Genomic DNA, 22,904 nt, shown 5'->3' with positions numbered 1-22,904 from the left:
CCTATCCCGACAGGTTGAAGTTGCCGGACCCGCCGTAGATGGCGAGTGAGATGAGCAGGGTGACCGTGACGACCGCGATCAACGAGGCGCGCACTGCGTTACCCACCGCGACACCGACGCCGACCGGGCCACCGGTTGCGTTGAAGCCGTAGTAGGTGTGGATGAGCATGACGGCCAGCGCCATGACTATCGCCTGGGCGAACGACCACAGTATGTCCGTGGGTATCAGGAAGGTCGTGAAGTAGTGGTCGTACACGCCGCCGGACTGGTTGTAGAGGAACACCGTCGCAAAGCGGCTGGCGACGAACGACGCGATGACCGCCAGTGAGTACAGCGGGATGATCGCGATCATGCCGGCCATGACGCGGGTGCTGACCAGATACGGAATCGACGGGATCGCCATCGTCTCCAGCGCGTCGATCTCTTCGGAGACGCGCATCGCACCGAGCTGCGCGGTGGAGCCGGCGCCGATGGTTGCGGCGAGGCCGATTCCGGCGATGACCGGCGCTGCGATGCGAACGTTGATGAAGGCGGCGAAGAAGCCCGTCAGTGCTTCGACGCCGATGTTGCCCAGCGAGCTGTAGCCCTGAACGGCGATGGTGCCACCGGTGAACAGTGTCAGGAATCCGACGATCACGACGGTGCCACCGATGACGGCGAGCGCACCGGTGCCCATGCTGATCTCGGCGATCAGTCGCAGAGTTTCACGTGGATAGCGCATCAGCGCCTTGGGAGCGTGACCGAGAGCCTTCGCGAAGAACAGCGCTTGATCACCGATGCTGTCGATACTGCGAGAGAGCGAACCGATCTGTCGACGTGTGCGCGGGAAGCGTCCCGCTGCGGCCAACGCCATCAGATCTCCTCCCGTCTGTCGTTTGTCGTTCTGTCCACTTCGATCTCTCCGACTGCCGTGGGCCTCATCCGGCCGTCAACTTGATACCGATGGTCGTGATGAGCACGTTGACGACGAAGAGCGCCATGAACGCGAACACGACGGTCTGGTTGACCGCGTCACCGACGCTCTTGGCGCCGCCTTTGACGTTGAGTCCGAGGTAGGCCGCAACCAGGCCGGCGATCATGCCGAACAGCCCTGCTTTGACCATGGAGAGCATGAGCTCACCGAATCCGGTGAGCAGTGTGATGCCGTTGACGAACGCGCCGGGGTTCACGTCCTGGATGAACACTGAGAAGACGAAACCGCCGAGGATGCCGATGGTGCAGACCAGTCCGTTGAGAAGCAGCGCCACACCTGTCGACGCGAGCACTCGGGGAACGACCAACCGGTGGATGGGATTGATCCCGAGCACCTTCATGGCGTCGATCTCTTCGCGGATGGTTCGGGCCGAAAGATCCGCGCAGATGGCGGTTGCGCCGGCGCCGGCGACGATCAGCACTGTGACGATGGGGCCGACCTGTGTGACGGTGCCGAGGGCAGCTCCGGCACCACTGAGGTCGGCTGCACCGATCTCGCGCAAGAGAATGTTGATGGTGAAGCTGACCAGCACCGTGAACGGGATTGCGACCAGCACCGTCGGCACCATCGAGACTCGGGCCACGAACCAGGCCTGATCGATGAACTCTTGCCGCTGGAAAGGGCGGGAGAAGACTGCCCTCAAGGTTTGGGCGGACATCTGAAAGAAGCCACCGACCGCTCGTAATGGCACCTCGACGAGGTCTACCATTCGCCCTCCTCGTCCTTGGTTGCCGCAGTACTGTCTGTTCTCATAGTCCAGCCCCCGACAGCTTGTGACTCAGGTCATATTAACTAGAACGTGTTCACCTGTCAAAAACAAGTGTCCAACTCTAAGGAGTAGCCTCACGGCGCCGATCCGAAACCGGAAGATCGGAGACATGGGAAGCATCCCTTTTCGATGTGATTTTCGCCGAAATATCCTGGAAATTAATACTTTTGAATGATCGGCGCCTTTCGGCACCAGGTTCGCAATTCAGCCATGCGAGAGCCTTGACTGGGCACGCCGATCGAATATCGCATCGTTCGCAGGAATGCAAAATTGGAACACAGTCCAGTTTTTTCGAGACCGTTGGTCTCGTTACAGAACGCAGGCAAACTGCCGCGCCCACCGACTCGTGAACACGCTATTTCTACCAGGAAGTGGACACGTAGACCGTCTGAGTGTGAACAACGGTTCTACGTGTCGCGCACCCGAGAATCAGCGCCGTCGATCAGCCCAACGCGCGCAGGGCCGCCGATGCCGAGAACATCTTTGCCGGGTCACGGTCAGCGAAGTAGTCACCCATCACCGCGGACAGCGTTTCCGGCGACCAGGAATCTCCCTCGGCGTCGAACCGCCGCTCGACGACGGGCGCCGCCATCAGCGCAACCATCGGTCCGTACACCACGAATACCTGACCGTTGACGGCGTCGGCCGCTGGTGATGCCAGGTACGAGACGAGCGAAGCCACGTGCTCGGGCGAGAGTGGATCCATGCCGTCGGCCGGCGCGTCGCCGAACACGCCTTCGGTCATCGACGTCCGTGCCCGCGGGCAGATCGCGTTGGCCCGTACGCCATAGCGCGATAGCCCACGTGCGGCCGACAACGTCAGCGCCGTGATTCCGGCTTTTGCAGCGCCGTAGTTGGGCTGCCCTTCCGGTCCGAGGAGACCCGCCTCCGAAGAAGTGTTGACGATGCGCCCGTACACCGGCGCCCCGGCTTCCTTGGATTTCGCCCGCCAGTAGGCAGCGGCGTTGCGGCACAAGAGGAAATGGCCGCGAAGGTGCACTTCGAGTACGAGATCCCAGTCTTCGTCGGACATGTTGAACAGCATCCGGTCGCGTACGACCCCTGCATTGTTGACGACGATGTCGACACTGCCGAACTGACCCTGCGCTGCTTCCATCAGTGCGTCGGCAGTAGAACGCTCACCGACGTTGCCTGCCACGAATTCGACCTTGGCACCGAGACCACGGATTTCCTCGAGCGTCGCTTCGACGGCCTCGTTCGGGGCCAGATCGTTGACGACCAACGAAGCACCGGCCTTCGCCAGACCGATGGCCTCGAACTTTCCGAGCCCCGATCCGGCACCGGTCACGATGGCGACCTTGCCTTCGAGACTGGTTTCTGGGCTGTTCACAGCATTCATCGAAGCGCTCTCCCGGTTCTCTGCGGTCGTGTGTCGAGTTAGCCGGCTCGATTGCCGTGACCCACGAGTTCGCAACTTTAGAACGTGTTCTTGTTTTGGGCAACCATCGTCACGGATGTTCGGTCAGTGCCGCGCGCGGGCACTGAGCGATCGCGGAACGGACATCCTCCCAGCGATCCTCCGGTGGGCGCACAGAACTGATCACGAGCTCCTCGTTGTCGTCGAGGTCGAAAATATCGGGCGCGATCCCGACGCACACACCGTTTGCCTCGCAACGGTCCAGATCAACCCTGACCTCCATGGCGATTCCTCTTCTCTACTCACAACTGCTCACACGAACACGGATACGAAACGAGTGCCGCAGGGCTGTGCCGCACACCGTTCCTGGCGATAACACTAGAACCTGTTTCAGTCGTGTGCAATGATTCGAAAAAGTACCGAGAACGGACGTCGAACGATCCGCCGGAGACGGCGAGGGCGCCCCTTGTCGCCGATGAACGCATCGATAGAACCTGTGTCAATCGAATGGTTGACGCTTTGATTCGTATCTCTATGGAGAGGTAACCATGCACATCACCTACACCCCTGAGCAGCAACAGCTCCAGGAGGAGTTGCGTGCCTACTTCGCACAACTGATGACTCCCGAGCGGCGTGAAGCGCTCGCCGCCACGACGGGTGAGTACGGCGAAGGCAATGTGTACCGCGAAGTCGTCGCGCAGATGGGCCAGGACGGCTGGCTCACCCTGGGTTGGCCGAAAGAGTACGGCGGACAGGAACGCTCCGCGATGGACCAGCTGATCTTCACCGACGAAGCCGCCATCGCCGGTGCGCCGGTGCCGTTCCTGACGATCAATTCGGTAGCGCCGACAATCATGCATTTCGGTACGGACGAGCAGAAGGCCTTCTTCCTGCCCAAGATCTCTCGCGGTGAGCTCCACTTCGCGATCGGCTACTCCGAGCCCGAGGCCGGCACCGACCTGGCCTCTCTGCGCACGTCGGCGGTCCGTGACGGTGACGATTACGTCATCAACGGGCAGAAGATGTGGACCAGCCTGATCCAGTACGCCGATTACGTATGGTTGGCGTGCCGCACCGATCCGGAAGCCAAGAAGCACAAGGGAATCAGCATGCTGATCGTCCCCACCACGGCAGAAGGCTTCTCCTACACACCGGTTCACACCATGGCCGGCCCCGACACCAGCGCCACCTACTACCAGGACGTACGGGTCCCGGCGTCGTCGATCGTGGGTCAGGAACACGGCGGCTGGGCACTGATCACCAATCAGCTCAACCACGAGCGCGTTGCCCTCACCTCGGCCGGACCGATTCTGACCGCGCAGCGTGAGGTCCGCGAGTGGGCACAGAACACCAAGCTGCCCGACGGCCGACGCATGATCGACCAGGAATGGGTGCAGATCAATCTGGCTCGCGTGCATGCCAAAGCCGAGTACCTGAAGTTGATGAACTGGGAAATCGCCTCCGCAACCGATCACGCTCCCGGCCCCGAAGCTGCGTCCGCCAACAAGGTGTTCGGTACCGAATTCGCCACCGAGGCTTACCGCTTGCTGATGGAAATCCTCGGATCCTCCGCCACGATCAGGCAGAACTCCCCCGGCGCTCTTCTGCGCGGCCGCATCGAACGTATGCATCGTTCTTCGCTGATCCTGACGTTCGGCGGCGGTACCAACGAAGTGCAACGCGACATCATCGGAATGACAGCTCTGCGGCTTCCCGCATCGAAGCGATAAGGACCCACGATCATGGAATTCACCCTTACCGAGGCCCAGCAGGACCTGTCCGGCCTGACACGATCCGTAGTCACCGAACTGGTCACCAACGATCGCCTTCGTGAACTCGACGCCGCGGAAGACCGCTTCGACGCCATCTTGTGGAATGCGCTGGCTTCGGCCGGCGTCCTCGGTGCGGCCCTTCCGGAGTCGGTCGGCGGAGACGGATTCGGGGTCCTCGAGCAGTGCAGCATCCTGGCCGAACTCGGACGCGGTGTTGCAGCCGTTCCGTTCCTGACGTCCATCGTCGGGTCCGCCGCAGCGATAGCGGAATTCGGCTCGGACAAGCAGCGAGACGAATGGGCGAGCGCTGCCGCCGCCGGCGAGAAGGTACTCACCGCGGCCCTCGCCGAGGAATACAACGACGACCCGGCCCACCCCGTCACGCGTGCCGAGAAGACCGCCGAAGGTTGGCGCATCGACGGAGCCAAGATCACCGTCGACAGTGCACCGCTCGCAGATCTGTTCCTCGTCCCCGCCATCACCGAGGACGGCGTCGCGGTCTTCCTCGTCGAACCGTCGGACGCGGGCGTGAGCATTACCAGGCAATCGACCACAGATTTCTCGAGCGCGGGTCTCGTCGAATTCGATTCGGTGCAGATCCCGGCCGATCGTGTTCTCGGCTCGGTTGCCCAGGGATCGGACATCGCGGCGTGGATCGTCGAGCGAATTCAGCTCGGTTCGACCGCCTACCAGTACGGAGTGCTCGATCAAGCGTTGAAGCTGACCGCCGAATATGCCACCGAGCGTGTGCAGTTCGGTCGACCGATCGGTAGTTTCCAGGCAGTGGCCCAGCGCCTCGCAGACGGATACATCGACGTCAAGGGTGTTCGTCTGACTCTGTGGGCTGCCGCGTGGCGTCTGAGCGAAGGACTTCCTTCCGACGGCGCTGTACAGACGGCCAAGTTCTGGGCTGCAGATGCGGGACACCGCGTCGGGCACACCGCTGTTCACGTTCACGGCGGTGTCGGTCTGGACGAGGACCATCCGGTTCACCGCTACTTCCTCGCGGCCAAGCATCACGAGTTCCTGCTCGGCAACGCAACAGATCAGCTTCGCGCACTGGGCAAGGAACTCGCCGCAGTCCCTGCCTGAGTGCGTCCCACCGAGTGGAAATCCATGACCTGGTCCGAGACGAATCGATGATGATGCAGCTATGAGTCAGAGCCCCACTGTTTCCGATCTACTCCTCGGAGTCAGCGAGATCGACGACCGCGGTATCCGTTTCGAGGACCAGGTCATCACCTGGCGCGAGCACGTTCAAGGCTCGTTCGATCGAGCAGCGCTGCTGGACACGCTGCTCGATCGAACGCGCCCCAGGCATTTCGGACTTCTGATGGAGAACGTCCCCGAGTTCTCGCTGCTGCTCGGAGCGGCATCGTTCTCGGGTTCGGTCGCCGCCGGGCTGAACACGACCAGGCGCGGCCCGGCATTGGCGCGAGACATTGCGCTCTCCGACTGCCAGGTCATCTTCACCGAGAACAACCAGGCACATCTACTCGACGACGTCGATCTCGGCGACGTCCGGGTGATCAACGTGGATTCTCCGGCCTGGGCGGAATTGTTGGCGCCCTTCTCCGATACGCCGGCCTACGCATCGACGGCGCAGCCCGACGATCTGTTGATGCTCATCTTCACTTCCGGAACCAGCGGTGATCCCAAAGCGGTTCGGTGCACGCACCACAAGTTGGCCTCTCCCGGGGTCATGCTTGCCGATCGTTTCGGGCTCGGCGCCGACGACGTCGTCTACATGGCGATGCCCATGTTCCATTCCAACGCGATGATGGCGGCGTGGACGGTCGCGCTGCACGCTCGTGCGGGAATTGCCATGCGACGCAAGTTCTCCGCTTCGGGTTTTCTACCCGACGTTCACAAGTACGGAATCACGTACTCCAACTACGTCGGAAAGCCGTTGTCCTTCATCGCTTCCACCCCCGAGGTGCCGAACGAGCGGGACAACACCTTGAAGATCATGTACGGCAACGAGGGTTCGGCGCCCGCCGTCGCCACCTTCGTCCGGCGCTTCGACGCTCGCGTCATCGACGGGTTCGGTTCCACCGAGGGCGGCATTTCGATCTCCGCGGCACCGGTTCCCCGGCCAGGCGCCCTCGGACTGCTCCCGGACGGCGTCAAGATCCTCGATCCCGAGACCGGAGCGCCATGCCCGCCTGCAGTCTTCGATGCCGACGGCCGGATCACCAACGCCGACGAGGCAACTGGTGAACTGGTCAATGTCACCGGCCCAGGCACATTCGCCGGGTACTACAAGAACCCGGAAGCCGACGCCGAGCGAATGCGCAACGGCCAGTACTGGAGTGGCGATCTGGCGTACACCGACGTCGACGGTTACGTCTACTTCGCGGGACGCAGTTCCGGTTGGCTGCGAGTGGACGGCGAGAACATCGGTGCCGCACCCATCGAACGCTCCCTGGTCGGTTACCCGGGCTTCGCGCAGGTGTCCGTGTACGCAGTCCCCGACAGCGACGTCGGCGACCGCGTCATGGCGTCGGTGATTCCGGTCGGCGATGTCGACAACTTCGACCCGGCAGCCGTAGCCGAATACATCGATTCCCGGCCGGAACTCGGGCCGAAGCAGAAGCCGACCTTGATCCGAGTGTGTAGTGAGTTCCCGAGAACGGCGACGTTCAAGGTGGTCACTCGAACGCAGAGCGCCGAACGCTGGAACACCTCCGATCCGGTGTGGATCCGTCGGCGTGGGGAATCCGACTTCCAATTACTCACTCCCGAAATGGCACTCGGACTCGAGAAAACGCGAGAGCCCGTCTAGTCCGATGTCTCAGTAGTGCTGAGCAAGCGGTTTGTGCGCCGACACCGTTTTGTAGAACTCGGTGAGCCGAAGCTGTGATGCCGCTGCCTCGTCGATCACCACTGTCGCGTGTGGATGCAGTTGGAGGACCGATGCCGGGCACACCGCGGCCAGCGGCCCCTCGACGGCAGCGGCAATCGCAGCGGCCTTGTGCTCGCCGGTCGCGATCATCACCAGATGCTTTGCTTCGCAGATAGTTCCGAGGCCCTGGGTGATCACGTGCCGTGGTACGTCGTCCGGACTCTCGAAGAATCGGGCGTTGTCGGTTCGAGTCTGTTCCGTCAGCGTCTTGACCCTGGTCCTCGAATTCAGTGAGGACGTCGGTTCGTTGAAACCGATGTGACCGTTGCCGCCGATGCCCAGAAGTTGTACGTCCACCGGACCATTCGACGCAATCGCCCGGTCGTAGGCTGCCGCGGCGGCAAATGGATCCGGCGCGGTTCCGTCGGGGCTGAATACCCTTGCCGCGTCCAGGTCCAGGTGATTCACCAGCTCGGTGCGGATCACCTGGGCATACGACTCAGGGTGGCCTTCCGGCAGGCCGACGTATTCGTCCAACAGGAACGCCTGCACGCCGGCAAAACTCAACCCTTCCTCGCGGTGACGGCGCGCGAGTTCGCGGTACACCGAGAGCGGTGAAGATCCTGTCGCCAGGCCCAAAGTCCGTGCACCTGAATGCACCGCGTGTTCGAAGATGTCGGCAACAACGGTGCCGGCCGCCTCCGCACTGTCGACAATGACAATTTCCATCGGTTGATTCCTCAGCTTTCGGTGTAGTTCATGAGCCAGTTCCCAGCGGCCATGACGGCGCGGGTTTCGAGTTCTGGACCGGTGACGATCAGATCGGCGCGGCAACCCGGCACGAGATCGCCGACCATTCCGGCCAGCCCCATCAGCGAAGCAGGCGTTGCCGTCGCTGCGATGACAGCCGAAAGCAGATCGACGCCGGCGTGATTAACAGCCCGGCGGACTATGTCCATCAACCGACTCGTCCCGCCGGCAATGGCCGTTTCCCCCTGGCCGGCCAATCGCGCCACGCCATCGATCACGTCGACGTCGAGAGGCCCGAGTGGGTAACGGCCGTCGGGCATTCCGGCGGCAGCCATCGCGTCGGAGACCAACGCGATCTGATGCGGACCGACCAGATCGAACACCGTCGCCACCGTCTCGTCGGCGAGATGTACTCCGTCCCCGATCAACTCGACCACCATCTGTCCTTTCGCGGCCGCGGCAAGACACGCCGCCACTGCGCCGGGAGCGCGATGATGCATCGGAGCCATACCGTTGAACAGGTGAGTGGCACTGAGCGGTGCATGCGCCGAGTGTGCGATCGAACGTGTCGCAATCGGGTTGGACGCATCGGTGTGTCCGATACTCACGACGGCCCGGTGACGCTCCAGCAATGAGGCAAGTTCGCCGAAGTGTGCTGTCTCCGGAGCGATCGTCATCGAGCGGATGTGCCCGCGGCCGGCTTCGAGCAGCGACTCGAGCAGAGCCGGGTCGCCGTCGAGAATGCTGTCGGGATCCTGGGCGCCACAACGGAGTACCGACAGGAATGGACCTTCCAGGTGAATTCCGGCCAGCGTGCCCTCGTCCACCAGTCCTGCCAGGAGCTCGATGCGACTGCGCAGGATCTGCGGCGGCGCGGAGACGAGCGAGCCGATCACCGAGGTCGTGCCGTTCGTCCGGTGGTGATCGGCAGCCACGGTGGATCCGAACTCGTCTGCCTCGGGGAAACCGAATCCGCCGGCGCCGTGGCAGTGAACGTCCACCAACCCCGGGATGATCGTTGTCCCCGCAGCTGCCCGTTCGGGTAACGGGTCGGTTCGCTGCGACGCGGGCCCGGCCCACACCACACGATCACCGGAAATCTCGACGACACCGTCCGGAAGCAGTTGCCCACCGGTCACCAGTTGTCCACGAAGAATTTGTCCACGATGCATCACGACATCACCTGCGGTACAACGGGAACTTCGGTATCCGCGATCGACAACTCACGGAGCACGGCGTCCGCGAGCACGTAGTGCCCTTGTTCGTTCGGATGGAATGCGTCAGCCAGGAGAGCCGGCGGTGGGCCCTCGGGAGAATGGGCCGTCCACTGCGCGTAGTGGTCGACGAACACCACGCGCGTCGAGGCGGCAACCTGCCGCACGACCTCGACGTACTGAACCAATCCCGCTCTGGTGGGCGCATTCTCGACGTCGATCGGTGGCGGCGTCTGCAGGATCGGCACCGCACCGATCGCTCGTGTCCGGAAGATCGTGTCCAAGAGGTCGTCTCGAAACCGCTCCAGTCCTTCTTCGCCATCCAATGCGTCATTCGTACCGAGCATGATCAACACCACCGAGGGTTCGAACACCTCGATGCGGTGTGCGAAACCCGCACGCACATCGGAGGATCGATTGCCGCTCACCCCGGTGTTGACAAGGACGTGGTTGAACAAGGAAAGCTCACCACGGATGCGCTCGGCGCAGTGTTCGACGTAACTTCGATGACCGTCGGTGTGCGTCAATCCCTGAGTGATGCTGTCGCCGGTGAAGACCCACCGTATCGGCGTCGAGGAGTCTACGAGCAAAGTTTCCAGTCGAATCCGTTCAGCAGTCCTGCACTTCAAAGCCTTCGACGTCGGGGTCACACCCTCTGCCTTCCGGCGCCCGATACTGCGGCTGCAAATTTCGACGTGATGAACGCCGGATCCGTGATTGCGGTTCCGACAACCACCGAGTCTGCACCCAGGGCGATGGCGCGTGCCGCATCCTCCGGGCTGTGGTACCGCCCCTCGGCGATGAGGACTGCATCTGGAAGTGCCTGCCGCAGTTCCGAGATCAGCTCCAGGTCCGGGCCGGCCAGCCGTCGGCTGTTCTCGGTATATCCCGCCAGTGTGCTGGAGATGATGTCGGCGCCCGCCGCGGCGGCAGCGACGCCGTCCTCGAGTGTTCCACAGTCGGCCATGACGAGGCCGCCGCGATCATGGACCGCTTCGACGGTGTCGGCAAACGTCAGCCCATCCGGACGTGGCCGCAGTGTGGCATCGGCAGCCACGATCTGCGCACCCGAGTCCACGACTTCGAGGGCTGATTCCCTTGTCGGCGTGATGAAGACGCCTTCGGAGCCGATCTTCGTCAATCCGATCACCGGTACCTTCACTGCCGACACGACTGCTGCGACATCCGGGGTACCGCCCACGCCGCCGCAGCGGATCGCCACCGCTCCTCCGTCGACCGCGGCGCGGGCCATCCTCTCGATGGTCCCGGTGTCGCGCAGGGCATGGCCGTGTCCGGCCTGACAGGACACGATCAGCTTCCCGCTGATGATCGTGAGCAGTTCTTCGACAGTCACGGTGCTACCTCGATTCGTGTTGCGGCGGCCAGGAGCGCAGCGCCGACGAGCGGCGCATCGGTGCCCAAACGAGCAGGAAGAATGGCGGTTTCGGCAATGGGGCCCATCGCTTCCACCCGGAAAGCGGAGGTCAGCGGCGACAGGAGGTCGGCTCCGATCTGGGCTGCACCGCCGCCGATGACGATCACCTCGGGATCGAATGCGGTGGCGACGCCGGCCAGGACGCGGCCCAGCAGAGTACCGGCGTCGGAGACCACGGCACGGGCGATCGGATCGCCCGAGTGCATGAGCGCCACCACTGCCTGTAACGGTTGAGTGGGCACACCCGCCCGCGCTGCGTACTCGGCTGCCATCGCCGGGCCAGACGCGACTGCCTCGAGGTGATCGGTTCTGCCGCAACCGCAACCTATCGCCCCGGAAACCGGAACCAACAGATGCGCGAGTTCGCCGGCTGTTCCGTGGGCACCGTGGTACAGCTGACCGCCCACGGTCAACGCGCCACCGATTCCGGTACCGATCGAGACGAACAGTGCAGAGGTTCGACCGCGACCGGCGCCGATCATGTTCTCGCCGTGAGCCATCGCGCGCACGTCGTTGTCCACCGTCACCGGTAGGCCTGAGTGTGCCTCGAGTTCTCCGCGAACCTCGGCGCCACTCCATCCAGACAGAATGTCGGAGGCGAAGACGACGCGGCCACGCACCCGATCGATGATTCCCGGTGCACCGACTCCGATTCCGGCTACCGTGTGATTCGCCCTCAGACGGTCGATCAACGCGGTAGCGGTCCCGAGAACGGCTTCCCTACCCGCCGTCGGTGTTGCCGCACGAACGGTGTCGATCACGTCTCCGTCGGACGTCACCACCGCGGCAGCCACTTTGGTGCCGCCGATGTCGATACCGATCCATCGCTTCTGCCCAGATGTCATGTCAGAGGAGCCCGGCCTGTTCCAGAACGACCTTGATCGTTGCGGTCTCGGACTCGTCGAGCGAGAGCATCGGCGCGCACATCGTGTTGCCGGTGATGACGCCGCGCAGGGCCAGAGCCGTCTTGAACGCGCCCAGACCCGCGGCACCGGCACTGACGCGACCCGGTGTCGGCGCCTCGACGATGGAGAACAGATCGGCGAGTCGATCCTGCTCGGCCTTCGCTGCGGCCCAGTCTCCTGCCTGCGCAGCGCGCCACAGTCGTACGTAGCCGTGCGGGTCCACGTTGGCCAGGCCGGGCACTGCGCCCGAAGCACCCATCAGCAGGCATCCGTCGACGACTACCTCGTGCCCGGTGAAGACGGCGAAGTTTTCGAGCCCGGCCGACTGACGGAGCAACATACGGAAACTGACGTCGTCGCCGCTCGAATCCTTCACGCCGGCGATGACTCCCTCGCGACCGAGCTCGACCAGCATTGCCGGGCTGAGCTTGCTGTGGACACGAACCGGGACGTCGTAGGCGAACAACGGAAGATCCACTGCGGCGTGGATGGAGCGGAAATGCGTTGCCGTCTCGGCTGCATCGGTGATCGCGTAGAACGGCGCCGTCGCGACGATGGCATCCGCGCCCGCTTCACGCGCCTGCTCGGCGACGGCGATGACCCGGTTGGTGGTCATGTCGTTCACTCCGACGAGGACCGGTACCTGGCCGCCGACGTGACCGATGGCCGTCTGCACCACCTGGGCGCGCTGAGCGTCGGTGAGGTAACCGACCTCACCCGAGGAACCGAGGACGAACAAGCCGTCGACTCCGGCTTCGATCTGCAGTGAGAGCAGGCGTTCGAGCGACGTGGTGTCGACCTCGCCCTCGAGCGTCAGGGGTGTGACGATCGGCGGGACGATTCCGCTGAAGGTGGTGGTTTCCGTGCTCATGGGGTCTCCATATGTTGGTTGTCGGATTGAGTTGTGGGTGCGGCTGTCAGGGAGAAACGGAGACCGGCTGACCGCTCGAGGCGGACAGATAGGCAGCATCGATCACGCGCATCGACGCGCGGGCGTCTGCCACGGTGTAGTCGGGTTCGGTCCGTGTGGGAAGTCGATCGAGCCCGTGAGAGAGAAAGCTCGACACCGCGTTGTCCGAACCGAAGCCGCCGATGGGTAGTGCGGTCACGTCTCCCGAGGCCGCGAAGTGGGTCACCGCGGGTTTGTCGTCGTCGGAACTCGCGTATCCGTGGGATCCGAGGACGCGAACCGTCGCGGTATTCGCGCCGAAACCCGGTGCTGCGGGGATTCTTCCGACGGTCACCGTCGCGGTGACGCCGTTTTCCAGGGCGAGCGAGATCAACGCCGTGTCTTCGACTCCGAACTGCTGGTGGGCCCCGCCGTAGAGTGTGCTCGTCTCGGCGTACACCTCGGTGACGTCCAGGCCGGTGAGGTATCGGAGGTAGTCGGCGGCGTAACCGGCGAAGTTCACTACTTCTCCCCCGCCGGAAAGCGCGGGATCCACCACCAGTTCGGGACGCTCGACAGACGTCGCGAAATGTGTTCCGCTTGCGAGGAACTCGATGTCGACGTGGCGCGGCAGTCCGAGATTTCCGGCGTCGATCCATCGGCGCAGTCGCCGGAGCGCAGGTGAATGAGTGCGGTTCACCACCGTGCAGATTCGCCCGTTCGACCGTGCGGCTTGCTGAACCGCCGCGGCCTCCGCCTCGTCGACGCCCACCGGCTTGTCCACCAGGACGTCGAGTCCGGCGTTCAATGCGGCAATCGCAAGCCGCGCATGCCTGGTCGGCTCACTGCAGATGATCGCCAGGTCAATCCGTTCGGGGTCGAGCAACTCGCCGAGTTCGTCGATCCACTCGATGTCTGCGGCCTTTGCCATCGCGATCCCGTCCTCACGAATCCAATCGGGGACCGAGGATTCGTCGGAGGCCCCGACCAGGCTCACTCGAGGATCGGATCGCAACAGGTCCGCATAGGAGCCGGCATGCCTGACGCCGCTGACAAATCCGACGCGGATCGAACCGGTGCCGGTCATTGGTTTTCTCCGATCGAGACAGCGCGGCCGGTGTCGAGCGATTGCTGGGCAGCGATGGCAGTCGCGAGAGCTGCACGCACCTGCCAGTTCTCGACTATCGGGCTCGCGGAACCGTCGAGAGTGGCGATCCAGTGACGCATCTGATGCGACATCGCGTCCTCGATCGACGACGGCGGCGCGTTGGTCGTGTCCGTCATCAGTCCCGGGTCGTCGCCGGTGTCGTGCGCGAGCGTGCCGGAAGTCCCCGACACCACGATCCGGCGTACCATCTTTCCCGATTGTGGTAGCGCGTAGGCCAATTCGATGAGAGCCAGCGATCCGTCCTCGAAGCGAACGGTCAGATGGAAGCTGTCGTGCACGGGCATCCCCGCCGCGAAGGTGGGGAAACTACGAGCGAACACACGGGTCGGACGACGACCGATCAGCCACGTCACCAGATCGAGTGCGTGGGTTCCGTTGTGAACGGGGTGACCACCCGAACGTTCCTTGTCGTGTTGCCAGCCTCGCCAGCCCCCTGGCCAGACATGGCCGGTGTACCAACTGAGATGGATCAACCGGGGGTCGCCGATGGCACCTTGTGCAACCGAGTTTCCGATCGAGGTGATCGACGGCTGGAATCGTACGGTCTGTCCGACCATCAGTGAGGTGCCGCCACCTTCGGTGGCCTCGACCATGGCGTCGAAGTCCGCGACTGTCAGCGCGGCCGGCTTCTCCACGTGCACATGCTTTCCCGCGCGGCCCGCGGCTATCGTCACGGGTGCGTGGTCGGGAGTGGCCCCGACGACGTTGACCGCCTGCACGCTCGGGTCGGCGAGAATCTTCGCCAGATCGGTACTGGCCTTCGCGCCCGGCGCCAACGCCGCAACCGATGCGGCCCGGTCCAAGTCACTGCCGAATACGTAGGCGACTTCGACCGACGGGATGCGCGCCAAGGCGCTGACGTGGTCCCGCGCGATTCCGCCACTACCGATGACGGCTACACGCACCGTCACTTGGCACTTCCCGAGAGCGCTGCCGGTTCGCCGCCACCGAGTCGCACCTGTTCGGCGACGACGAGTGCGCGTTCACGTGCGTACGTCAACGGCGAGTCGGGATCAGCCTTGCCGTCGAGAACTGCTGCCATCTCGTCGATTTCGTGACGAATCGCAGCCTGCATCCACAGCGAGGATCCTCCGTTGCCCGAGTTGTACTTCTGCGTCCTGCTCGCAGCGTCGATCAACGATTGGTTCTCGGCGTCGACGTCGAAGATCGGCCACGACTCTACGACCTGTCCCCCGCGCAGTCGGCTGACCCGGCCGGTGTGGAAGTCCGCGTGGACCGAACCTTCGGTGGCATCGACGGTCAGCTGCCACGACGAAGTGTGTGACCGCGTCGAAATGGTGTGTCTGCCGATCGCGCCGCCGGCGAACGACACCACTGTATTGCGGAAGCCGTCGTCCGCGGTGGCGATGCTCGACACGGCAGTCACCTCGCCGCCGAGCCAGCACATCAGGTCCAGTTCGTGAATCTCGTGAGTCAGTTCTCCACCCGTTCGGCTCTTGTCGAGCTTCCACCACTGTGGATCTGCGCCGTCGGTGTCGATCCAGCGTGAGCGAGACGTTTCGATCGCAGCGACCTCGCCGAGCTCCCCCGACGCCAGCAGGTCCGCCAGACGTCGTACACCCGGCATCATCCGCATGATGTGCCCGACCATCAACGGCGAACCGCTCGCGTCGGCGCTCGCGATCATGTTCTGCGCATCGACCAGTTCGACGGCGAGTGGCTTCTCGACAAAAACTGCCTTGCCGTGTTCGAGCGCCGCGATGGCAGGTTCGGCGTGCGCGTGATTGGGCGTCGCGACGACAACGAGGGCCAACTCCGGGTGAGCGGCCACCGCGTCGTGATCGTCTGTCGGGGTTGCCGAGAACTCTGCGGCGACGTCCTTGGCCCGCTCGAAGTCACGGTCGCACAGCATCGTCAGTTCGAAACGTGGATGGGCAGCCAGCTCGCGAGCGAGGGAACTACCGAAGAATCCGCAACCGACCACACCGACTTTGTATCGGGTCATGAAGTCTCCAAAGATTGGATGAGGGATGTCCTATGTTATACGGCCAGCGTCATCGCTCGTCAATTCGACGTCGGTAACACAGTCTTCATCTATGCAGGTGAGCGCACTATTTTTGGCTCGAAACCGGCGAAACGTCGAAGTTCGGCGCCGCCAGTTCCGAAGATTCTCTAGACGCTTTCTGATCCACAATGTAAGTTACGCAACATCGGACGTCGAACATAGGACATCCCCTATCCACTCCCTTGATGTCCCGCTCCCCGCCTTGGAGGCCGCCTTGAAGAACGAACGACCGCTGAGCTCCGCGTTCACCCGCCGAGACCTGTTCCGGTACACCGGGCTACTGGGAGCTGCAGCAGGTATCACCGCGACTCTCGCGGCCTGTGGCGGCGGGCCGTCGTCGACCTCGGTTGTCGGCGGTTCCGCGAGCACCGGCGATCTGACCACCGCCATCGGATACGGCAACGACCAGAGCTTCGACCCGATGCAGACTGCATCCGGTTTCCTCATGGCAGCGGTCAACCACGTCTACGAGGGACTGCTCGAAAACGATCCAGGCACCGGTGAGACGTATGCGGCGCTCGCACAGGCCGTCCCGACCGACGCCACCGCCTCGAGCTGGACCATGAAAATCCGCGAGGGAGCAACCTGGCACGACGGCACTCCGGTCACCTCGGACGACGTCGTCTTCACCTTCGATCGCATCCTCGATCCACAGCAGAACGTACTGATCCGCTCCTTCTTCTCCTCCTGGCTGCAGTCCGTCACCAAGGTCGACGACCAAACGGTGACCCTGAACTTCAACTACCCGTTCAGCGCTGCCGCACAGCGTCTCTCGATCGCCAAGATCATGCCCAAGCACGTCTTCGACGGCCACTGGGACGAGGCCAAGTCCGGAGCGCTGGTCGTCGGTTCCGGTCCGTACAAGCTCAAGAGCCACACCCCCAAGAGCAACACAGCTTTCGAGGCCTTCGAGGCGTACAACGGGCCGCGTCCGGCCAACTTCGCGACCATGAACTGGCTCTCCATCGTCGACACCTCCTCACGCATCGCGCGCGTCTCGGGCAACAATGCCGGTGCACAACTCGCCGACAACATCCCCGTCGCCAACGTCCCCACTCTGACCTCCGGTGGGCGCACCGTCGAGGGCAACCCGGGCATGAACCTCATGTACCTGCTCTTCGACACCACTCAGGCACCGTTCGACGACGTTCGTGTTCGCCAGGCGATGTTCTACGCGATCAACACCCCGAAGATGATCGAGATCGCCCTCGGCGGCAAGGCAGCACCGGCCACGAGCTACCTGTACGAGCGCAACCCCGACTACGCGCGAGCGTCCACCGTCTACTCGTACGATCCGGACAAGGCCCGCTCACTCCTCGCTGCCGCCGGCGTCAGTGGCCTCGACCTGACACTGCTCTCCACCAACGTCAGCTGGCTGGCCGACTGCTTGCCGACCATCAAAGAGTCTTGGGACGCAGTCGGATTCAACACGACGCTCGAACCGCAGGACACCAGCGCCATGGTGAGCAAGCTCAACAGCGGCCAGAAGTTCCAGATCGCCGCCGGTACGTCCAACCCGCAGGCATTCGGCAGCGACGTCGACCTTCTCGTCCGCTACACGTACAGCAAGGGCGGCTTGTGGACGAAGACCTACGCCAAGTGGGACGACACCCCCGAAGCGCAGAGGATCTACGCCACCATGGACGAAGCCACCCGCGAGACCGACCCGGCAAAGCGCAGCACCCTCGTGCAGTCGTACCTGAACCAGATCGCCGAAAATGCTGTCTACTACCCGGTTCTCCATCAGGAACTCCTGACTGCGTGGGATCCGAAGAAGATCGCCGACGTCACTCCGCTGCCGTACCCCGGCGTCAACCTGCTTCAGGCGAAGCCGGCCTGATACCCGCCCGCTCGGCCGTTTCCCACAACTGAGAGATCCCCCGATGGCAAGAGTCCTCCCCATGCTGATCAGGCGATTACTGATACTGATCCCCCTGATCCTCGGCATCATCGCGTTCGTCTTCATCGTGATGCAGTTCGCGCCCACCGATCCCGCAACCGCGGCGTTCAACGGTGGCAACCCGACTGCGGAACAGTTGCAGCAGTTCAAGGAAGAGAACGGACTGCTCGATCCGCTTCCGCTGCAATACGTTCACTTCGTGACCGATCTGGTCAGCGGCAACATGGGTGACAGTCTGATTTCCGGTACCCCGGTGTTGGATTCGATCTCCACCGCTCTGCCACTGACCATTCAGCTCACGGTTCTCGGACTGGTGATCGCCATCGTGCTCTCGCTGATCTTCGGCGTCACCAGCGCACTGTTCCGCGATCGTTGGCCGGATCAGGTCATCCGAGTGATCTCCCTCGGTGGTGTGGCGGCACCGTCATTCTGGTTGGCACTGCTGATGATTCAGTATCTGGCTGTTCAACTCGGATGGTTCCCCACCGGTGGCTACGTCAATCCGAGCGACTCCGTCAGCGACTGGCTCTGGTACATGGCGCTCCCGGCGCTGTCCCTGTCACTGCCCGTCGCAGCACAACTCACGCGCATCATCCGCACGTCGATGGTCGAGGAGTTGGACAAGGACTACGTCCGGACCGCGATCGGCAGCGGCCTGCCCTATCACGTGGTGATCGGACGGAATGTGTTGCGTAACGCGCTGATCAACCCGCTCACCGTCCTGGGCCTCCGTGTCGGTTACCTCCTCGGTGGCGCTGTGGTCATCGAGCAGATCTTCGGCCTGCCCGGCATGGGTCAGCTCATGATCAACGGCGTCACCAACGGTGACCCCGCAGTCGTTCAGGGTGTTGTCATCGTCATCGCGGTCGGCTTCGTCGTCGTCAACCTCGCCGTCGACATCCTCTACCTGCTCGTCAATCCACGACTTCGGAGCGCAGCATGATGAGAAGAAAACTCACCGAGAAGCTTTCGCGACCCGGCATCACCTTTTCTCGCTTCCCCCTCTCGGCCTGGCTGTCGATGGCGGTTCTCGCGATCATCGTGCTCGCCTGCCTCTTCGCGCCGCTGATCACGCAGTACACCCCGCTCGAACAGGCGGTGGGTACCGCGGGCCCCAGCGCCGAGCACTGGTTCGGGCAGGACAGTCTCGGTCGAGATCTGTTCAGCCGCTTGCTCTACGGCGGACGCTGGTCGCTGACCATCGGTCTCGGTTCCACCTTCCTCGCACTGTGCGCCGGCGCTCTCATCGGATCGGTGGCCGCAACGAGCCGAAAAGGCGTCGACGAGACCATCATGCGAGTGCTCGACGTGGTCATGGCGTTCCCGGGCATTGCGCTCGCTGCCGTACTCGTCGCGGCCTTCGGTGGTTCGATCCCGGTTCTGATCGTCACTATCGCGTTCCTCTACACACCGATGGTGGCTCGCGTCGTTCGCGCGAACGTTCTCGCTCAGTACGGTGAGGACTACGTCGCGGCCGAAAAGGTCATCGGCGCAAGAACTTCACACATCGTCGTCAAGCACGTCGTAGCCAACTGTGCTGCGCCCGTTCTCGTCTTCTGCACTGTCATGGTCGCCGACGCCATCGTGCTCGAGGCCAGCCTGTCGTTCATCGGAGCAGGTGTGCGTCCCCCGGACCCGTCGTGGGGATCGGTGATCGCCGACGGCAAGAACATGGTCCTTCTCGGTGGTTGGTGGGCAACGGTGTTCCCCGGTCTGCTGATTCTTCTGACGGTGCTATCCCTCAACGTGCTCGCCGAGGGCCTGACGGACGCGATGGCCGATCCGAGTCTGAAGAAGACCAAGAAGACGCCCTCCGCACTCCAAGCAGCGCAGACCGCCGCAGCGGAGGAGACCTCCAACGAACTCATTCTGGAGGACGAAGCCGCATCGGTCGCCAACACTCCGGAGTTGATCGACGACTTCGCCGACCCGAGCGTCGTGAAAGATGCCCTGAAACCGGCCGCCGAGCCGACTCCTCTCGAAACTCACCTGAAGATCCTGGCGGAAACCGAGCGATCTCGGTCCGATCGTCTTGTGTACGAGGGCGATGCCGCACCACTCCTCGAGGTCCGCAATCTCACGATCCGGTTCCCGGAACGCTACGGAGACACGGCGATCGTCGACAACGTGAGCTTCACCGTCCGCCCGAACGAGACGATGGCGCTCGTCGGCGAGTCCGGTTGCGGAAAGTCGCTCACGTCGCTGGCGATCATGGGTCTGCTACCCAAGACGGCAGTGGTGACCGGCGAGATCCTGTTCGACGGAGTCAACGTCCTCGAGCTGAACAACCGGGAGCGAAACAAGCTACGCGGACACGACATGGCCATGATCTACCAGGATGCGCTGAGTTCACTGAACCCGGCGATGCTGATCCGCGCGCAGTTCAAGCAGCTAACGAAGCGCGGCGGTACCCGCACAGCCGAGGAACTGCTCGAACTCGTCGGACTCGATCCGGTGCGCACTCTCGCCAGCTACCCACACGAGCTTTCCGGTGGTCAGCGTCAGCGCGTTCTGATCGCCATGTCGCTCACCCGCAGTCCACGGTTGATCGTCGCCGACGAGCCCACCACCGCCCTCGACGTCACCGTCCAGGCCCAGGTCGTGGACTTGCTCAACGATCTTCGGGAAAAGCTGGGGTTTGCAATGGTCTTCGTCAGCCACGACCTGGCTCTGGTAGCCTCCCTGGCCCACAAGATCACGGTGATGTACGCCGGTCAGGTCGTCGAGTCGGCGCCCACGAGTGATCTGCTCGTCGATCCCCGCCACGAATACACCCAGGGCCTTCTCGGTGCCGTTCTCTCTATCGAGGACGAAGCGCCGCGACTGCATCAGATTCAGGGAACTGTTCCCTCGCCCGGAAACTTCGCGGCGGGTGACCGTTTCGCCGAGCGTTCCACTCGCCCGGACTCCGACCCCCTCCGTAAGCCGGAGATGGTCCGAATCGACGGGACCGAGCATTGGTTCGCCGACCAGTCCGCGACTCCCGTACGTACAGAATCGGAATTGGAGAGCGTGCGATGACTACAGCTGAAGCACCCATCCTGGAACTGAAGAACATTCACGTCGTCCACAAGACCCGTTCGGGATCACTGTTCAAACCGGGCACGGTTCACGCGGTCAACGATGTCAGTATCGACGTACGACGAGGGACGACGATCGGCATCGTGGGCGAGTCGGGTTGTGGCAAGTCCACTCTGGCCAAAGTCATGGTCGGACTGCAGAAACCGACGTCGGGCGACGTGGTCTTTCGCGGCCGAAGCGCTCTGACCCGGTCGGCCGGCGTGCGCAAGGAGTTCGGCCGGGCGATTTCGATCGTCTTCCAGGATCCGGCTACCGCGCTCAATCCCCGAATGACGGTGGCCGACATCCTCACCGATCCACTCGACGTCCACGGCATCGGCAACCGCGCGAGCCGAACCGCCCGAGTTCGCGAGCTGGTCGGTTTGGTCGGACTCCCCCAATCTGCGCTCGAAGTCATCCCGAGCCAGATCTCCGGCGGTCAGCGGCAACGTGTCGCGATCGCGCGTGCACTCGCGCTCGAACCTGACGTCATCGTGGCCGACGAGCCGACGTCGGCGCTCGACGTCTCGGTGCGAGCGCAGATCCTGAATCTGCTCAGCGACATCAAGGCTCGGTTGGGGCTCGGCATGGTATTCATCTCGCACGACATACAGACGGTGCGGTACGTCTCCGACACCATCGTCGTCATGAACGCCGGGCGGATCGTCGAGCAGGGGACGGCCCAGGAAGTATTCGACAACCCGTCGGATGCGTACACGGCCAAACTGCTGGGTGCGGCGCCCAGCCTCCTGCAACGCACCGTTGACGTGGGTTGACCAATGGAGCGGATGACCGGACATAGGATGAAGGACGTTCGTATCAGAAAAGGGGAATCGATGTCTGTCCGGAGTGGCACACAGGGCGCTCGTTTCAGCGCGCAAAACCGCATGCGCGCACTTCAGACGGACATCATGAACTTGATCCTCGAACGCAGGCTCTCCCCCGGCGACCCGATGCCCACCGAGGCCGAACTGTCCGAGGAATTGGGTATCGGCCGAAACACGCTCCGGGAGGCGCTCAAGGTTCTGCAGGCCTTGGGTGTCGTCGAGATCCGTCACGGCTTCGGAATGTTCGTCGCCCCTAGCAACTTCGACGCTCTCGCCGACGGCCTGACCTTCCGTGGCCGGTTGTCCTTGCAGGGCACCGGGCACGAGGCGATGGAACTGGTCGACATTCGTCAGGCACTCGAGACCGGACTGATCGGTGCGGCGATGGCCGAGATGACGTCGGCCGACCACGCCGACCTCGACGAACTCGTCACCGGCATGGAGGTCCGTGCCGCAGCCGGGAAGAACTTCTCCGACATCGACGCGACCTTCCACTCCCGCCTGTACTCCCCGCTGGACAACCAGGTCCTCGCTCAATTGATGGACGTCTTCTGGCAGGTGTACAGCGAGATCCAGCAGGCCATCGGGCATTCGGATACGCCACTGATCGACATCGCGTCGAAGCACCGTGCGATTCTCGACGCGATCCGTACGGGTGATGCAGTCGAGGCGGCGCACACTCTCGATGTGCACTTCGGTGGCCTGCGCGAGCGGATCGCGAGTCTCCATGCGTCCGAAGCGCAGTAATTTCGAAACACGTGATTTTGCTCCGCTGGCTCACCATCGCGCCCGTTCTTCCGGCAAAATTACAGGTATGAAGAACCCGAACCTGACGCCTTCGCGCGTTCTCGCAGTTGTCCTCGCTGCCGCCCTGGTCATTTTCGTGATCGCACGCCGCCGCGACGACGGCGCCCTCAGTCGCGGAGAATGGTTGTCGGACACCGTCGGACCGGACGACCTCGCCGGCTGAAACGACGTGTGCCCTCGGCCGAA

General features: G+C 63.1%; 22 protein-coding genes. 9 read left to right on the top strand and 13 right to left on the bottom strand.

What is annotated here, in order from left to right; translation table 11 throughout:
- Position 1 precedes the first annotated feature (1 nt).
- The 4 genes from RhoBH5_RS12800 to RhoBH5_RS12785 all read right to left on the bottom strand — a co-directional run bounded on the left by RhoBH5_RS12800 (position 2) and on the right by RhoBH5_RS12785 (position 3,403).
- A complete protein-coding gene (locus tag RhoBH5_RS12800; protein ID WP_042920421.1) occupies positions 2–853 on the bottom strand; it encodes an MlaE family ABC transporter permease in 852 nt (283 codons plus the stop codon).
- 64 nt (positions 854–917) lie between these two features.
- On the bottom strand, positions 918–1,682 hold the full coding sequence (locus RhoBH5_RS12795; RefSeq protein WP_003945687.1) for an MlaE family ABC transporter permease: 765 nt from the start codon (positions 1,680–1,682) through the stop codon (positions 918–920).
- A 502-nt stretch (positions 1,683–2,184) separates the two neighbouring features.
- On the bottom strand, positions 2,185–3,102 hold the full coding sequence (locus tag RhoBH5_RS12790; protein WP_047269585.1) for a 3-oxoacyl-ACP reductase: 918 nt from the start codon (positions 3,100–3,102) through the stop codon (positions 2,185–2,187).
- 109 nt (positions 3,103–3,211) lie between these two features.
- A complete protein-coding gene (locus RhoBH5_RS12785) occupies positions 3,212–3,403 on the bottom strand; it encodes a ferredoxin (RefSeq protein ID WP_007734330.1) in 192 nt (63 codons plus the stop codon).
- Positions 3,404–3,668: 265 nt separating this feature from the next.
- On the opposite strand from RhoBH5_RS12785, the gene RhoBH5_RS12780 reads away from it, so the two are divergent.
- From RhoBH5_RS12780 to RhoBH5_RS12770, 3 genes are all read left to right on the top strand, one after another.
- On the top strand, positions 3,669–4,850 hold the full coding sequence (locus tag RhoBH5_RS12780; protein ID WP_003945878.1) for an acyl-CoA dehydrogenase family protein: 1,182 nt from the start codon (positions 3,669–3,671) through the stop codon (positions 4,848–4,850).
- A gap of 12 nt (positions 4,851–4,862) precedes the next feature.
- The gene (locus RhoBH5_RS12775; protein WP_192711956.1) at positions 4,863–5,984 is read left to right on the top strand and encodes an acyl-CoA dehydrogenase family protein; all 1,122 of its coding nucleotides are present in this window, start codon (positions 4,863–4,865) and stop codon (positions 5,982–5,984) included.
- A gap of 61 nt (positions 5,985–6,045) precedes the next feature.
- Positions 6,046–7,677 (top strand): long-chain-fatty-acid--CoA ligase, encoded by a 1,632-nt coding sequence (locus RhoBH5_RS12770; RefSeq protein WP_192711955.1) that lies wholly within the window; start codon positions 6,046–6,048, stop codon positions 7,675–7,677.
- Positions 7,678–7,686: 9 nt separating this feature from the next.
- On the opposite strand, the gene nagB is transcribed toward RhoBH5_RS12770, so the two are convergent.
- The 9 genes from nagB to RhoBH5_RS12725 are packed head-to-tail and all read right to left on the bottom strand — an operon-like array spanning position 7,687 to position 16,064.
- Positions 7,687–8,466, bottom strand: a complete 780-nt coding sequence (gene nagB / locus RhoBH5_RS12765; RefSeq protein ID WP_054188081.1) for a glucosamine-6-phosphate deaminase — start codon at positions 8,464–8,466, stop codon at positions 7,687–7,689.
- A gap of 11 nt (positions 8,467–8,477) precedes the next feature.
- The gene (locus tag RhoBH5_RS12760; RefSeq protein WP_073512001.1) at positions 8,478–9,659 is read right to left on the bottom strand and encodes an N-acetylglucosamine-6-phosphate deacetylase; all 1,182 of its coding nucleotides are present in this window, start codon (positions 9,657–9,659) and stop codon (positions 8,478–8,480) included.
- Positions 9,659–10,291: an SGNH/GDSL hydrolase family protein gene (locus RhoBH5_RS12755; RefSeq protein ID WP_245219755.1), complete on the bottom strand. Its 633-nt coding sequence runs from the start codon at positions 10,289–10,291 to the stop codon at positions 9,659–9,661. The genes RhoBH5_RS12760 and RhoBH5_RS12755 overlap by 1 nt, the downstream gene beginning before the upstream one ends.
- A gap of 56 nt (positions 10,292–10,347) precedes the next feature.
- On the bottom strand, positions 10,348–11,055 hold the full coding sequence (locus RhoBH5_RS12750) for an N-acetylmannosamine-6-phosphate 2-epimerase (RefSeq protein WP_192711953.1): 708 nt from the start codon (positions 11,053–11,055) through the stop codon (positions 10,348–10,350).
- Positions 11,052–11,981, bottom strand: a complete 930-nt coding sequence (locus RhoBH5_RS12745; RefSeq protein ID WP_270008378.1) for an ROK family protein — start codon at positions 11,979–11,981, stop codon at positions 11,052–11,054. The genes RhoBH5_RS12750 and RhoBH5_RS12745 overlap by 4 nt, the downstream gene beginning before the upstream one ends.
- Position 11,982: 1 nt before the next feature.
- Positions 11,983–12,912 (bottom strand): dihydrodipicolinate synthase family protein, encoded by a 930-nt coding sequence (locus tag RhoBH5_RS12740; RefSeq protein ID WP_270008377.1) that lies wholly within the window; start codon positions 12,910–12,912, stop codon positions 11,983–11,985.
- Positions 12,913–12,958: 46 nt separating this feature from the next.
- Positions 12,959–14,017, bottom strand: a complete 1,059-nt coding sequence (locus RhoBH5_RS12735; RefSeq protein ID WP_270008376.1) for a Gfo/Idh/MocA family protein — start codon at positions 14,015–14,017, stop codon at positions 12,959–12,961.
- A complete protein-coding gene (locus RhoBH5_RS12730) occupies positions 14,014–15,009 on the bottom strand; it encodes a Gfo/Idh/MocA family protein (protein WP_065351957.1) in 996 nt (331 codons plus the stop codon). The genes RhoBH5_RS12735 and RhoBH5_RS12730 overlap by 4 nt, the downstream gene beginning before the upstream one ends.
- A complete protein-coding gene (locus tag RhoBH5_RS12725; protein WP_042449499.1) occupies positions 15,006–16,064 on the bottom strand; it encodes a Gfo/Idh/MocA family protein in 1,059 nt (352 codons plus the stop codon). Before RhoBH5_RS12725 ends, RhoBH5_RS12730 begins: the two co-directional genes overlap by 4 nt.
- Positions 16,065–16,338: 274 nt before the next feature.
- Between RhoBH5_RS12725 and RhoBH5_RS12720 the strand changes: the two genes are divergently transcribed.
- The 6 genes from RhoBH5_RS12720 to RhoBH5_RS12695 all read left to right on the top strand — a co-directional run bounded on the left by RhoBH5_RS12720 (position 16,339) and on the right by RhoBH5_RS12695 (position 22,881).
- Entirely contained in the window at positions 16,339–17,964 is a 1,626-nt protein-coding gene (locus tag RhoBH5_RS12720; protein ID WP_270008375.1) for an ABC transporter substrate-binding protein, read from the top strand.
- Positions 17,965–18,007: 43 nt separating this feature from the next.
- Positions 18,008–18,967: an ABC transporter permease gene (locus tag RhoBH5_RS12715; RefSeq protein ID WP_003945671.1), complete on the top strand. Its 960-nt coding sequence runs from the start codon at positions 18,008–18,010 to the stop codon at positions 18,965–18,967.
- Entirely contained in the window at positions 18,967–21,045 is a 2,079-nt protein-coding gene (locus RhoBH5_RS12710; RefSeq protein WP_269613361.1) for a dipeptide/oligopeptide/nickel ABC transporter permease/ATP-binding protein, read from the top strand. The genes RhoBH5_RS12715 and RhoBH5_RS12710 overlap by 1 nt, the downstream gene beginning before the upstream one ends.
- Positions 21,042–21,860: an ABC transporter ATP-binding protein gene (locus tag RhoBH5_RS12705; protein WP_042449495.1), complete on the top strand. Its 819-nt coding sequence runs from the start codon at positions 21,042–21,044 to the stop codon at positions 21,858–21,860. Before RhoBH5_RS12710 ends, RhoBH5_RS12705 begins: the two co-directional genes overlap by 4 nt.
- A gap of 60 nt (positions 21,861–21,920) precedes the next feature.
- Positions 21,921–22,658, top strand: coding sequence for a FadR/GntR family transcriptional regulator (locus RhoBH5_RS12700; protein ID WP_007734278.1), 738 nt, complete (start codon positions 21,921–21,923; stop codon positions 22,656–22,658).
- Between the two features lie 67 nt (positions 22,659–22,725).
- The gene (locus tag RhoBH5_RS12695) at positions 22,726–22,881 is read left to right on the top strand and encodes a hypothetical protein (protein ID WP_003945810.1); all 156 of its coding nucleotides are present in this window, start codon (positions 22,726–22,728) and stop codon (positions 22,879–22,881) included.
- Positions 22,882–22,904: the final 23 nt, after the last annotated feature.

Origin of the sequence: Rhodococcus sp. BH5 (assembly GCF_027583855.1) — a bacterium.
Lineage (GTDB): Bacteria > Actinomycetota > Actinomycetes > Mycobacteriales > Mycobacteriaceae > Rhodococcus_F > Rhodococcus_F qingshengii.
Note: the sequence above shows the minus strand (reverse complement) of the source record. Positions and strands in the feature narration are given on the sequence as shown.